Genomic DNA, 12,827 nt, shown 5'->3' on the forward strand with positions numbered 1-12,827 from the left:
TCACAAACATCTAGGGGGCATTATTGTGATCGTTGATATTAGCAGCAACACGGATGGATCTTTGGAAGGCAAGCTTGAATTCAGTCTATTCAATGTAACGATTCCCGTATCGATTAATGATCAAGGATACTTGGATTACGCGAATGATTGCGCCAAGAAACTAAATAATCTCAGTGAGGATATAATCGAAAGACTTTGCGATTTCTCAATCGCCTACTGCAACAATTTTTGCGAATATGTAGGAGTACAACCGCCAGCGATCAACAGCAAGAGAGATATACTGCAACATATTCGTCCGTTATCACTACATATTGAGGAGCCGGAGGACCGATCTATACTGGCATTCAGTCTGGATCTGGATTGTTCTTGGGAAATAGAGCATGGAATGCAGTGGGTGATCAAGGACGATCAGGTTCTTTATGTGGGTGCTTTTGAGGGCTTTGGTCCGTGGGAAGAGCTGTCGTATTACGAACAAATGTGTCCGAATTTTGCCTTCGGTAAAACGTATGATGATTAAATAAAGCGCAGGCTTCTTGTCTACTGTGACAAGACCTGCGCTTTTCCTTTGAGCTTCCAGAGTAATACGAATAGCAGAATAGCAAAATAGCAGAGCTATTGTTACGAGTAGGTCAGGATTTATTGGCCTTCCTTTAGGAACACTTCAACCCGAGCTTTAATCGCATCTCGCACCGTGCGGAATTGAGCCATGATCTCATCCTCGGTTCCCATCGCTTTGGCGGGATCATCGAAGCCCCAATGCCATTTAATTACATTCGGGTTGGTAATAACAGGGCAATGCTCATCAGCGTGCCCGCATAAGGTGATCACATATGTCGCACGGTCCAGAAGCTCAGGATCAATAACATTTGATGTATGGGTTGATATGTCCACACCTGCTTCTTTCATAACTTGGACAGCGCGGGGGTTAAGACCATGTGCCTCCAAGCCCGCGCTTTTCACCTCGTAAAGGCCGCCTCCAAGCGCATGCATAAACCCATCAGCCATTTGACTGCGGCAAGAGTTGCCTGTGCATAAGAAATAAATGAGCTTCTTCTCCATAGTAGTCAGCTAATCTCCTTAGGATTGATTGTTGGTTAACTAATCACTTTGAGCCATAAATAAAGGCTGGTGAGCGTAATGAACAGGACGGGAATGGTTAGAACGATCCCGATTCTAAAGTAAGCGCCCCACGTGATTCGCACGCCTTTGCGAGAGAGAACATGCAGCCAGAGCAGGGTGGCAAGCGAGCCGATCGGCGTTATTTTGGGACCAAGATCAGATCCGATCACGTTGGCATACACGAAAGCTTCACGCAAAGCGCCTGTCGGGTTCGTGCTCTGAATCGCGAGCGCATCAATCATGACGGTTGGCAAGTTGTTCATAATGGATGATAGAATAGCTGCGATAAAACCCGCGCCAATTGTTGCGGCGAACAATCCCCCCTCGCCAAGCCATTGAAAGACTTTGCCAAGCTGGTCGGTAAGCCCGACATTGCGAAGCCCGTAAACGACGACATACATCCCGATAGAGAAGACGACGATTGCCCACGGAGCTTCTTTAATGATTTTTCTAGTATGGATCTCAGGACTGCGTCTTGCCATCATGATGAATGCGATGGCTGCAATGCCCGCAATAATGGATACTGGAAGTTTGATATATTCACTCGTTAGATAAGCAAGCAATAATAGCGTGAGGATGATCCATGAAATTCGAAATAGCTTGGGGTCCTTTATAGCAGCTTTTGGCGCTTTTAATTGAGTCAAGTCATACCGCTTCGGAATACTGCGGCGAAAGAACAGGTACAGGACTAGCAAGCTTGCGCCAATAGAGAATAGTGTCGGAACGATCATCCGGCTTGCATATTCAATAAATCCGATATCAAAAAAATCGGCCGAAACAATATTGACCAGATTGCTGATGACGAGTGGAAGTGAGGCGGTATCCGAGATAAACCCGCTTGCAATGATAAAGGGCAATATCATGCGCTCATCGAACTTCAACGCCTGGACCATTGCCAGCACGATAGGCGTTAAGATGAGCGCCGCACCATCATTGGCGAAAAATGCCGCCACAGCAGCACCTAATAGAATCACATAAACAAACATAAACGTACCATTGCCACGGGAGAACCGTGCGATATGCAAGGCAGCCCATTCGAAAAAGCCGATTTCATCCAATATAAGCGATATGACGATAATCGCGACGAAGGCGAGAGTGGCATTCCATACGATTAGGGTTACATCCCATACATCAGAAAAGGCAACTACCCCGGCAATCAAGGCTGCGATCGCTCCGCCGCTTGCAGACCAGCCGATACTCAATCCTTTTGGCTGCCATATTACAAAAACTAATGTTGCGATGAAAATAAGAGACGCGACTGCGAGCATAAATCCTCCTGTTGATTCGATTAATTACAGCTGTTCTTATGCTTGGCATTGATCTGCTCTTTCATAGATGGAAGCTGATCCAAAATGCCTTGCAGGTAAGGCTTGTCTTGAATATTCAATGAGTAGTAAATCCATTGGCTGCGGCGTGTTTCGTTTACGAGGCCGCCGATTTTCAACTTCCGCAAATGCTGGCTCGCGTTTGGCTGTGTCGTCTGCAGCAATTCGACGATGTCGCATACACACATTTCCTTTTCTTTCAACAAAGAAAGGATCGTCAAGCGGGTCTTGTCGGAAAGAAGCTTCAACGTTTCGGCCAATGCATCCAAGGGAACCATTCTATATCACCTCAATTCTTTCATGCTTACGAAACGAAAGCACATGCAGCACGATCTACTTTGCAGAATATCTTTCATTCGTATTATAGTCACACTCATCTATATAAGTAAATAATTATATTAGTAAATGATGATATGTAATGGAGCAAGAAAGCGCCAATTGCGGATTAACACTTGGCGCTTTACTTTTCCGCTGTAACGCAGTATTTCCGTCTTATGGAGATAGCCGAAGAGAGTTCTGCGATGTCTTGTCATCTGTAAGATGGTTTTCAGCTCACACCTCCTATTTTATTCTGGGGGTGACGTCATCGGCGTCATGAGAGTTTTTGCAGTTACTCAGCGAATTTCATGCCCCTAACCAATGGGAGGGGTGAATGAGGGAATGGGGCAGCTTCGTATTGACATCACCCTTCGCCGCATTGAGCTGGGATTGGGTAAGAAAGAGACTTTCGGTCAGATTTGCGCCTCTTAGGTCAGCGTCTCTGAAATCAGCGCCGATGAGATCAGCCGATCTCAAGTCGGCGTCTCTAAGATCAGCGGCAATGAGGTACGCCCCTCTCAAATTGGCGCATCTGATGTCCGCGCCCTTCAGCTTGGCGCCTATGAGATCTGCGCCGCGAGTGAATTTCTTCTGGCGTCCCTGTGGGACTTTATGTCGCCGCTGGGCTTCTGCTCGCACGAGCTCGCTGGTCTGCAGGAGCAGTGTATTGACTTCTGCGCGATGTGCAGCGGCATCGAGCTCAAGAAGAGAGTCGGGACGGAGCAGCGTGAGACGTTCGGTCTCATCGTATGCCAGTTGAAGCTTATCATGAATCGGACGTGCAGGCTGTAAAGTCAGCGCTTCGTTCAAATACCAGAGCAGCTCATGCAGCTGCCGCATGATCGGGAACACCTCGAACATTTGCTTCGCGGTCGCTGGCGCTTGCCGCCAATCTCGGCCGCCGTAAGTGACATGGGACACCTTCTGCCCCGCGCCAAAGCAGTCATAAACGGTGCAGCCGCGAAAGCCCAGCTCTCTGAGATTATTGTGAACGCCGCAGCGAAAATCCGCTTGCAGGTTGTGACAGGGCTGCCCTGCAGCTTTATCGATTGCAAAATCTACTGATGCTGCGAAGGGCAGTGAAGCACAGCACAAGCCGAAGCAGCTCTCGCAGTCAGACTGCAGATTGTTGTGGCTCCCGTAAAGTTCAGGCTTCGAATATTCGTGGTTCATAACTAATAGATGGCCTCCCGCAGATCAATAAGATGAACGATTGAAAGGAACAAACAGTGGCTGCCAGAAGAATGTTCTTCCAATCGCCGTTGTCTTCTCTCGCTCAACTTAGATAGATGATGGATAGTAATTTTAGCATACATAACCGTTGCAAACTAGAGCTGCTATCACATCATATTGCTCCGCACATCGCACGAACCACGAACTTTCGTATCCCTCATTTCATTTTATATTTGCCAGAGCTCCGTATATCGACATTAACTTCAACATCCAATGATTGCTCATGAAGGGGGAATGACTTGTCCGCATATTCTCGCCTCCACAATTTAGGATGCTGTTGATACAATACCTGACTCAGCCGGTAGACATCACATTTCTTGGAAATTCCATTGCGATAAGTCTCCATTATTTCGTTCCTGATGGCTTGTTCCGCTTCGTTTCGCACCTCTTTAATATGCTTGTCTTTGCGAAGCTCAATAATTTCGGCGGCCAATTTCAGTCTGATGCGATAACGAACAGTCCCCGACTGAATTAGCGGTGTAATCGCAATTTCCTTTCGCTTTAGCAGAAGCGAAGCCCATGGATGAGCATTATTAGGCACATGGATGGAAGAAACCTTCTTCTTGCCCACTATCCATCGAATGCCAGTTAATTCCTGCCGCGAGAGTCGGGCAACATAGCGATCTTCATTGAACGCGAATGCGCCATCAATAACGAACATCGATTTTTGTTGCGTGTCTTCCTTCCATACGGAGCGATCAAGACTAAGCGAGGGCAGGAGCGTCGAATTCCCTGGTTCATTCGTATAGGCTATAAATTGGAAACCTTGGATCGCTGGGATGACAGCATTAAGCCTATAGCCTTGCTTTGGAATTGCCAGCAGCGAATCGAGCGGCGAGAAATTAAGCAGTGATTTCTGGGCAAGAAGGGTGGGAATATCTTCACGTGTACCGTAAAACGTTACTGTATAACGCACCTCTCTGTAACGGTTAAATGCCTCATATATGTAATCGATTCCATTCTTCATCACGTTCTCGGTAACGATGACCGTTTTGACATGGCCCCAGAAAATGCGAAGCTGTGACGATCTCATCGTGCTTTCCAATGCTTCGCTTACCGTTCTGCCTTCACCTTTGCCGATCCAGGAGGCTAAGGGCTTTCCAATCTCTAAGCTTTCGACTTTGGCAATATTGGAGAAATTCAGCACCTGTACATAAGCGATGTATTTGCCTTTGTCGTAATCCATGCCAATCGTGGTCGCATAAGCCATGTTCTGAATATCTGAAGAGTTCCAGCAGCCCGTCAGGCCAAGCATAAGAATGAGTGGAACAATCAGCTTCAACAAGGAAGTTTTCATGTGGCATCATCCTCTTGATGATCAGAGTCTATCGTGTTCAGGTATTTCGGACGCCGTCGAAGCTTGGACCAAGGCAACCGAAACAAGGAAGGAAATGAGCTGAACTGTATAGGAGACAGCGGTATTAAGTACGGCACGCCGAAAGAGCGCAACGTTGCCATATAGCCCACTAGCAGGATAGCGCCGACAAACAGCCCATAAATGCCGAAAAAGCTGGCGAAGAGAAAGAGGCCGAATCGAATGAGACTTACAGCTACACTTAAATTTTGATTGACAAGCGTCACGGCGCTCACTGACGTTAAGGCGCCAACAACGACGGACGATGGTGAAACCAACCCGGCACGGATAGAAGCATCGCCGATAATCAGCCCGCCAACGACTGTTAAAGTTTGACCGATCGCATTGGGAAGTCGGCTGCCTGCTTCGCGAAAGATTTCCAGCAGAATCAACATAATTAGCAGCTCTAATTGTGCGGGAAATGGAAGCCCCAGCCGCGCAACGGTTATCGTTGCCAACAGCCGAAAGGGCAGTTGATCCTGGTTGAAAGCGACAAGCGATACCCATAGCCCTGGCAGCAAAAGGGTAATTAGCAGACAAATCAATCGGATTGATCGGGCGAAAGATACATACTGGAATTGAAATTGCAGATCCTCTGGCGATTTAATTTGCAGTCCGAATGTAGCAGGGCCTATCAGCACCATGGGACTGCCATCGATGATGAGGACAAAGCGGCCATTCAGCAAAGCGTTGACCGTATAGTCCGGCCTGCCAGTGAAATCAGTCAGAGGCAATAAGACATGCCTGCGGTCCGAAATTAACTCCTCGACTTGTCCGATGCTATAAATGCCATCAACCTTAATACGGTCAAGGCGGTGGCGAATTGTTTTCAGTAAGGAAGGGGACAGAATATCCGATATATACATCAAGCTAATTTTTGTTTTGGTACGCGTGCCCAGAGTGACGATTTCACAGCAAAGCGTTTCGCTGCGAATCCGTTTGCGGATGAGCGCGATATTGGTCGTGATATTTTCCACAAAACCATCCTTAGGACCTTTGATTGAAATTTCGGTGCTTGATTCCTCTGGAGATCGTTGTGGCATCTTGGCTATGTCCATTAAAAACACCGAGTGGATGACCGGGAAGACCAGCACTAGCATGCCTTCAAAAATATGTTCTGCTATTGCTTCCTTTGTCCATTCCCCCTCCCATGCAGTAAGAGGCAAGCTGGATAACAAAGTATTGTTAAAAACCTGAAATTGTCCTGCACGAGCATATAATTGCTCCAAGGCCGGCATCACTGTTTTGCCGATCGCATCCCTGCCGCAAGTCCCCTCGCTGTAAATGAGAATCAATGCAGAGTCAGGTGTCTCGCTAAAATAATGCTGGAGGATCTTCACATCATGCGAATGTGCAAACTGGCGCTTTAATTCCTGTTCTGACCAGTGGGGAGATACAGTATGATGTGTCACGCTAACCGCTCCTTCTCTGGTTTGTTAAATAAAGTGATGCCTATCCAGACGATGACGACGCCTGCAATAATGGGGATAGTAGCCTGATAGAAATATTTTTGCCATTCATACAATATATTTCGGCCGATTGGCAATAACGCAAGAAGAAGATAGCTGACTCCGATGCCCGTTACAGTCCAATTTCTTGCCGTTTTTTTATGAAGGGGGATAAGATCTGCCAGCATAAAGAGGGAAAGCCCAATACGAACTGTCGCACCAGACATCCACTGATATAAGGCAAAAAAATCAACATGCTCCAAATAGCTGCCAACATGTACGAGACGCCATTGTTCAAAGGGAGGGAGCATTTGCTTGACTGCCTCGGTTGGACCGAATTCGGTTATAGCGCCAAGCAGCGGACCAAGCATGATATGTATAAATATGAGCAGCAGAATGAGCAGCTGCCATAGCTTGACCCTGCTCTTCAGGTAATGCTGCAAAGGGATCAGAAAGGCGAGCTCCATAAAGCAGCCGCATGAGTAGAGCATCCCCTGCAGTACCGGCTTCCATCCGTATTCCATAATCGGCAGAAGAAGCTGAAAGTCCTTGTTCGGCATATTGGTCGTCATCACAAAGTAACCGAGAATGATAACGAAAGGGAGAAGCACGCCTGAACAGATCGCGATCGTGCGGATGCCAAACATGGCGATATAGCCGCTGATCAGCAGCAGTAGAGCAATAAACAGCGCCTTTGGCGCATCTGGCAAGTAATTAGCCACCGCCCAAGAGCCAGTCTGAAGCGTTGTATTGGCACCAATCACATAGATGTGCAAATAGAAGGGGATGAGGAGCAGCCAGGTAAAGGCTGGTCCAATTCGCTCTGTCAGCCATGTTTGAAGCTTTGCTTGCCTCGTTCTTCTCATTAGAACAACAAGGAGCCAGCACCACGGTATAATCACGAAGAATGTAAATAGAGGAACCAGCCAAGCGTCTCGCGCGGAGGAGCCAATAATCAAAGGATTGATAATGACATGGCTTACCAGACCATTCGACAGCATCATAATAATTGCAATATGGATAAAGGATATTTGTTTACTGCCTGACTCTTTCATAATGGATGACCCCTCGAAGTTATGGTTTCTGTTAATATGCCGCAACTCAGGAAAATTATGATCGCAAATCAGTGTGTTCGGCATTGTAGGGGAATCAAGGATGAAATTCACAGGGACCATAGTAATCTTGAGTGAAGAACTAGCGAGGACGTGCATCATGCGATATGAATGTAAGCAGTCAGGTTGCGAATGGACAGCATTTCGTATTTTCTTGCCTAAACGAAATGTTGATACTTATAATAAAAGAAAATAATAGTCAATCATAAAAATAATTGGGGGTTCAAAGGTGCTTATACAGCAAAAGAAAACACAAGCAACACTAACAATAATAAGGCTGTTTTGAATGCTCCTGCAGAAACTCCGAATGCTGCGGATACCAACAAAATGCCAGAAGTTATCAGCAGTAATGAACTGTCCGCAGTAGAGGCCGCTCCTTCGACACCACTCATTACCAAAGCGGGAGGGCTTGGAGATACGAAAGAGGCCATCGAGAAAGTTCGTGGAAGCAATGAGAATGAAGAAGATTCGACATTTAGCTCCTATCAGAACAATTCACTTCTAGCCACATATGTCCTCGACGAAAAAACAAAGCTGAATGCTGCTTATAACATCATGCTGCAATTCGAAGCTACGGAAAAGCCTAGACGGAGCGCCAAAGAGGCGTTGGATGAAGCATCATTGGTCATTCCTACCGATGCTGTCAAAGTGAAAGAATATGCGGCTGACGAAAACCGTGATGTCGTTCAGTACGAAAGTAAGCTGATTGCTGAGCGAATGAAAGGGTTTTACGAAGAAGACACTGACCTCGGTCTTGAAGTACCCAAGCCCGGCACTTTCATCGTTATTTTGAAGCACGACGATCAGGGAGTTTTCTCAGTTGTAATCGGGATCGGTGACAACCCTTAAAAGTTACGAGACGAACATCGAGCAGGTGGCAGCAGCAACTGAAGCATAATGAGATCGTCCAGCCGATAGCTCAGCTATCCCGTGCTCTATATGTGATAACAGATGTCGAATTCATTCTGCCGATTATTGCCCGTTATCAAGGTAGAGTCATGAATGGCTTGTCCTTGAAAGGGAAAATGAACAAGCACGCATGGTCCAGAGGCGATGTCGTCGATGGAGGCATGTACTTCTGCTACTACAAGAAACTACTGTTCAGCGAAGCCATGTACGAGCTTGAGCAAATAACGGCTTCATTCACGGAAATTGTAGATGATGAATAGGAGGGAACGGCTTCTAAACTGAATGAATGCAGTTCCCTTACTGGGCTTGAAGCTGGCTGTGATTGAGTGCACTAGTGAGGCATCTTCATTTGGGGTGAAGCGGCTGTCAGACTGTTTTCAAACATATTGATGATGACCAGGAAATGCTCAGCCTCGCGGAACACATGATCAGCCAGCAGCGGATGAATTATGCTTTTTATTCGGCAGGCTTCTATTAGATCGCGTGCCGTCTTTTTGAAGTCACGAAGTGATTTAACCGATACTTTGTTCTGATCAAGAAATTGATCAAGGAGAGGAACTGTTTGCGATTGTGGACGCATAGAATCCAAATCTTTAGCTTGATATAATAATTGGTCAAAGTCGCGGCTGAATTCATTCGCCTGTTCGACCAGCTTCCTCTCTGAAGGGTCCAGCAGATGGCTAATAAATTTGGCGTGATCAGCCATTATTCTTAGGAAAAATACATTCTCGTCAATTATGGCATCAGGCAGCGGCTCCAGTCTCCCTAAATTTAATTCGGCCAACCGATTTCTGAAGTAATTCGCTTCTCTGCTCACATGATCAACTAATAGGGGGAAGTTGTTGGCCCCAGGAAGTTTGCACGTGAGGATCAATCCGAGCACTTTGCGCTTGAATACCCATATATGGGCTGCTGCGGCATGCACTTCTTCGTTAAATCTTCTAATTACGTTAGGATCTGTTCCTGCCGTAAATGCGTTGGCTCTGCTTTCAATATTTTCGAATAGGGAGTAAAATTGATTCGCCTCATTAATTAATGCGGTATCTTCACAACGGAACCCCAATCTTAAGAATAAAGAATGTTCCTTCATGATCCGCGACCAGAATCTTATTTCCTCCAAAGAACGTATAACAAACCCATCCGACACGATTATTCCTCCTTCGAAAGCTCCTATCTATAAGGTATGAATGTCTGGCTTGGTCATATGTCAAGGAGACGATTATGTTGCAGCTCGCACATTCATTGGGGAAAGGGATTGGCGGAAGGAACGTCGAAACAGTATAGACAGCCTAGAACAATCATAAGGAGCATTGAAACGATATATGAAAACGAACAAATGTTTTGCGCGTATCCTATTATTCCTGTCAGCAGTCACAGTCTTGCTTGTAGGATGTAACACGGCTAATCCGGACAATCAGTCCGAGCTGAATAGCGCTGGGGTGAATGAATATTTGAAGGTTCATTTTCTCGACGTTGGACAAGGTGCCTCTCAGCTTATTATAGGACCGTCTGGGCATACGATGCTGATCGATGCGGGTAATAATGATCAAGAATCTGTAGTCGTCGATTACCTGAAGGGGCAGGGGATTAGCAGAATCGATATTCTCGTCGGGACGCATCCAGATGCAGATCATGTCGGCGGTTTGGATGCTGTAATCGATAACTTCGAGATCGGCAAAATTTATATGCCTAAAGTTCAGTCAAATACGAGGACGTTCGAGGATGTTTTATTGTCGATCCAACGTAAAGGGCTGAAGGTTGCGACAGCAAAGGCAGGCTTGCTATTAGATTGGGAATCTGATGTAAAAGTAGCCATGGTTGCGCCTGTTGCAGAGAATGACGATACCAACGAAATGAGTGCTGTCATTCACATCACGTATGGAGCAACATCCTTCCTACTGACAGGAGATGCGGAATCAGGTTCAGAGCAAGAGATGATTAATTCGAATGCAGCTCTAAAGTCTGATGTGTTAATGGTCGGTCATCATGGTTCAAATTCATCGACAACAGATGCTTTTGTGGAAGCAGTGCAGCCCTCCTATGCGGTGATTCAGGTAGGACAAGAGAATAACTATGGGCATCCTAAAGCTGCGGTTCTAGAACGGCTAAATGATAATGGGATACAAGTATATCGAAATGACGAGCAGGGTGATATCGTCTTTACTTCTAATGGAACAGACATTACTGTAACCCATAGTAAGCAGGACGTGGTTAATAAGGATGAGAAGAAGAATTCTCCTAAGCAGTTCTCAACCTTGCCAGCAACGCCTGAACCATCTGCTGCTCCCGAGCAGCAGGAAGATACGGTGGTTTACAAAAATTGCAGGGAAGTAAGAGCGGCGGGAAAAGCTCCTTTGCATAAGGGTGATCCTGGCTACAGCACCAAGCTCGATGGAGACAGGGATGGAGTAGCATGCGAGTAGGAGGAGAGAGTGAGGATGAAAGGAATTATCGATAGGTTCGAAGGAGATATCGTCGTTATCGAGATCGATGGCGTTGCGCGGGATTATGCCAGATCTTCTGTGAGCGATTGCGCCCAGGCAGGGGACTGTGTTGCCTTCATTGAAGGCAAGTGGGTAACCGATGAAGCTGAAACCGAGAACAGGGCTGGGAAAGTCAAAAAGCTGATGGATAATGTGTGGGAGGATTAGACGTTAAATATGTGAGCATCGAGGGTTGCAAAGTCTTGCAGGGGCTTTGTGGCCTTCTTTTTAAAAAAGGGGGGAAATAACGATGAGTGAGTTTACTTCAGGAAGTTTATCATTATTGAAAGATAAAGAAATGATTTCAGAATTTGAACCAATTACTAAATATTTTTATTCCCGCGAGTCTAGAACAAGAGTAATTCCTGCAGACCCATGAAAGGGGGAATGATGATTATGAATGTCGAGATCGTAAACCTTGCAGATCGCATGGAATTTCTTGATTTAGTCAGTCAATGGCTTTGGCAAGAATGGGCGAGTGACAAGCCTATTGCATATATAAGATACGCTACCATTCATAATGCTCAAAGCAATCGAATTCCGATGACTTTTGTTGCTCTTGCAGGAGAGGAACCTGTCGGAACAGTATCGTTATGGATGAATGATCTGAAATGCAGACAGGATTTATATCCATGGATGGCAAGCTTATATGTCATCGAAGATAAACGGAATTTGGGGATCGGCAGGAAATTACAAGCTCATGCAGTTGAAGAAGTGAAAAAATTAGGATACACGGAGCTGTATTTGTTTACGGACCATAATGGGTATTATGAGCGGTTAGGATGGACTTACAAAGAGCTTGCCCCTACGGTGAATGGAGAGTATACAAAAATTTATCGTAGAGATTTAAGTGTATGAACGATCGTTTTTTAAAGATAGGGGTGCTTAATGAGTATCATCATTCGTACTGAAACGACTAATGATTATGCTGAAGTTTACAATGTCAATTTTGTTGCTTTTGGCAATCGAGAAGATGAAGCGAAATTAGTTGAACGGATAAGAGCAACAGAACAGTTTATTCCGCGGCTCTCCATTGTTGCTGAGGAACGGGGAGAGATCGTGGGACACTTGTTGCTGAGCAAGGCAGAAATCATAGAAGGGGAGAAGTCCCATGAGGTTATTGTTCTAGCGCCCATTGCTGTCAGACCTGATTGTCAACAACAAGGCGTTGGAAAACAATTGATTCATGAAGGTATAAACAGATGCAAGCAGCTTGGTTACTCTATTGTTCTGCTAATCGGGCATCCAGCATACTATACTAAATTTGGATTCAAACCAGCTCGACAATATGGCTTAGAACTCATTCAATTTGAAGTGCCAGATGATGTATTCATGGTATGTGAATTGGAAGAAGATAAATTAATGACGATTAAGGGCGAATTACGATATCCAGGTGTGTTTTTTGGGTAAATGACGTGCTTAGCCGTTAAGTTTGAAATCATATTTTTACGAAAAATATGAATAAATACATTGACAGATTGCATACGGATGGTAACATAATCATATACTTTAGTAAATACATGGGA

16 protein-coding genes are annotated in these 12,827 nt (G+C 45.7%); 8 read left to right on the top strand and 8 right to left on the bottom strand.

Features of this window, described 5'->3' with window-relative positions; all coding sequences use genetic code 11:
• The first annotated feature begins 25 nt into the window (after window positions 1-25).
• Window positions 26-517 (top strand): DUF6985 domain-containing protein, encoded by a 492-nt coding sequence (locus L6H65_RS09870; RefSeq protein ID WP_236340917.1) that lies wholly within the window; start codon window positions 26-28, stop codon window positions 515-517.
• Between the two features lie 119 nt (window positions 518-636).
• On the opposite strand, the gene arsC is transcribed toward L6H65_RS09870, so the two are convergent.
• From arsC to L6H65_RS09905, 7 genes are all read right to left on the bottom strand, one after another.
• Window positions 637-1,059: an arsenate reductase (thioredoxin) gene (arsC, locus tag L6H65_RS09875; protein ID WP_236340927.1), complete on the bottom strand. Its 423-nt coding sequence runs from the start codon at window positions 1,057-1,059 to the stop codon at window positions 637-639.
• A gap of 35 nt (window positions 1,060-1,094) precedes the next feature.
• Window positions 1,095-2,387 carry an arsenic transporter gene (locus L6H65_RS09880; protein ID WP_236340929.1) on the bottom strand — a complete coding sequence of 431 codons (1,293 nt, stop codon included), beginning with the start codon at window positions 2,385-2,387 and terminating at the stop codon, window positions 1,095-1,097.
• Between the two features lie 20 nt (window positions 2,388-2,407).
• Window positions 2,408-2,722, bottom strand: coding sequence for an ArsR/SmtB family transcription factor (locus tag L6H65_RS09885; protein ID WP_236340937.1), 315 nt, complete (start codon window positions 2,720-2,722; stop codon window positions 2,408-2,410).
• Between the two features lie 346 nt (window positions 2,723-3,068).
• Window positions 3,069-3,935, bottom strand: a complete 867-nt coding sequence (locus L6H65_RS09890) for a pentapeptide repeat-containing protein (protein WP_236340939.1) — start codon at window positions 3,933-3,935, stop codon at window positions 3,069-3,071.
• Between the two features lie 217 nt (window positions 3,936-4,152).
• A complete protein-coding gene (locus L6H65_RS09895) occupies window positions 4,153-5,292 on the bottom strand; it encodes a Ger(x)C family spore germination protein (RefSeq protein WP_236340941.1) in 1,140 nt (379 codons plus the stop codon).
• Complete coding sequence (locus L6H65_RS09900) at window positions 5,289-6,761, bottom strand: spore germination protein (RefSeq protein WP_236340943.1); 1,473 nt, start codon at window positions 6,759-6,761, stop codon at window positions 5,289-5,291. Before L6H65_RS09900 ends, L6H65_RS09895 begins: the two co-directional genes overlap by 4 nt.
• Window positions 6,758-7,852: an endospore germination permease gene (locus L6H65_RS09905; protein ID WP_236340945.1), complete on the bottom strand. Its 1,095-nt coding sequence runs from the start codon at window positions 7,850-7,852 to the stop codon at window positions 6,758-6,760. Before L6H65_RS09905 ends, L6H65_RS09900 begins: the two co-directional genes overlap by 4 nt.
• Window positions 7,853-8,236: 384 nt before the next feature.
• On the opposite strand from L6H65_RS09905, the gene L6H65_RS09910 reads away from it, so the two are divergent.
• Together L6H65_RS09910 and L6H65_RS09915 are read left to right on the top strand one after the other, a co-directional pair.
• On the top strand, window positions 8,237-8,758 hold the full coding sequence (locus tag L6H65_RS09910) for a hypothetical protein (RefSeq protein WP_236340947.1): 522 nt from the start codon (window positions 8,237-8,239) through the stop codon (window positions 8,756-8,758).
• A gap of 53 nt (window positions 8,759-8,811) precedes the next feature.
• Entirely contained in the window at window positions 8,812-9,078 is a 267-nt protein-coding gene (locus tag L6H65_RS09915; RefSeq protein WP_236341299.1) for a DUF4132 domain-containing protein, read from the top strand.
• Window positions 9,079-9,149: 71 nt separating this feature from the next.
• On the opposite strand, the gene L6H65_RS09920 is transcribed toward L6H65_RS09915, so the two are convergent.
• Window positions 9,150-9,965, bottom strand: coding sequence for a DUF2935 domain-containing protein (locus L6H65_RS09920; protein ID WP_236340949.1), 816 nt, complete (start codon window positions 9,963-9,965; stop codon window positions 9,150-9,152).
• A gap of 232 nt (window positions 9,966-10,197) precedes the next feature.
• Here L6H65_RS09920 and L6H65_RS09925 point away from each other — a divergent pair, with 232 nt between their 5' ends.
• The 5 genes from L6H65_RS09925 (at window position 10,198) to L6H65_RS09940 (ending at window position 12,711) form a co-directional block, all read left to right on the top strand.
• Window positions 10,198-11,241, top strand: coding sequence for an MBL fold metallo-hydrolase (locus tag L6H65_RS09925; RefSeq protein WP_236340956.1), 1,044 nt, complete (start codon window positions 10,198-10,200; stop codon window positions 11,239-11,241).
• Window positions 11,242-11,256: 15 nt separating this feature from the next.
• Window positions 11,257-11,469, top strand: coding sequence for a DUF3006 domain-containing protein (locus L6H65_RS09930; protein ID WP_236340958.1), 213 nt, complete (start codon window positions 11,257-11,259; stop codon window positions 11,467-11,469).
• Window positions 11,470-11,551: 82 nt separating this feature from the next.
• Complete coding sequence (locus tag L6H65_RS26565; protein WP_290370364.1) at window positions 11,552-11,680, top strand: hypothetical protein; 129 nt, start codon at window positions 11,552-11,554, stop codon at window positions 11,678-11,680.
• A gap of 17 nt (window positions 11,681-11,697) precedes the next feature.
• The gene (locus tag L6H65_RS09935; RefSeq protein WP_236340961.1) at window positions 11,698-12,159 is read left to right on the top strand and encodes a GNAT family N-acetyltransferase; all 462 of its coding nucleotides are present in this window, start codon (window positions 11,698-11,700) and stop codon (window positions 12,157-12,159) included.
• A gap of 30 nt (window positions 12,160-12,189) precedes the next feature.
• A complete protein-coding gene (locus L6H65_RS09940; RefSeq protein ID WP_236340963.1) occupies window positions 12,190-12,711 on the top strand; it encodes a GNAT family N-acetyltransferase in 522 nt (173 codons plus the stop codon).
• Window positions 12,712-12,827: the final 116 nt, after the last annotated feature.

This window comes from Paenibacillus plantiphilus (genome assembly GCF_927798095.1).
GTDB lineage: Bacteria > Bacillota > Bacilli > Paenibacillales > Paenibacillaceae > Paenibacillus_Z > Paenibacillus_Z plantiphilus.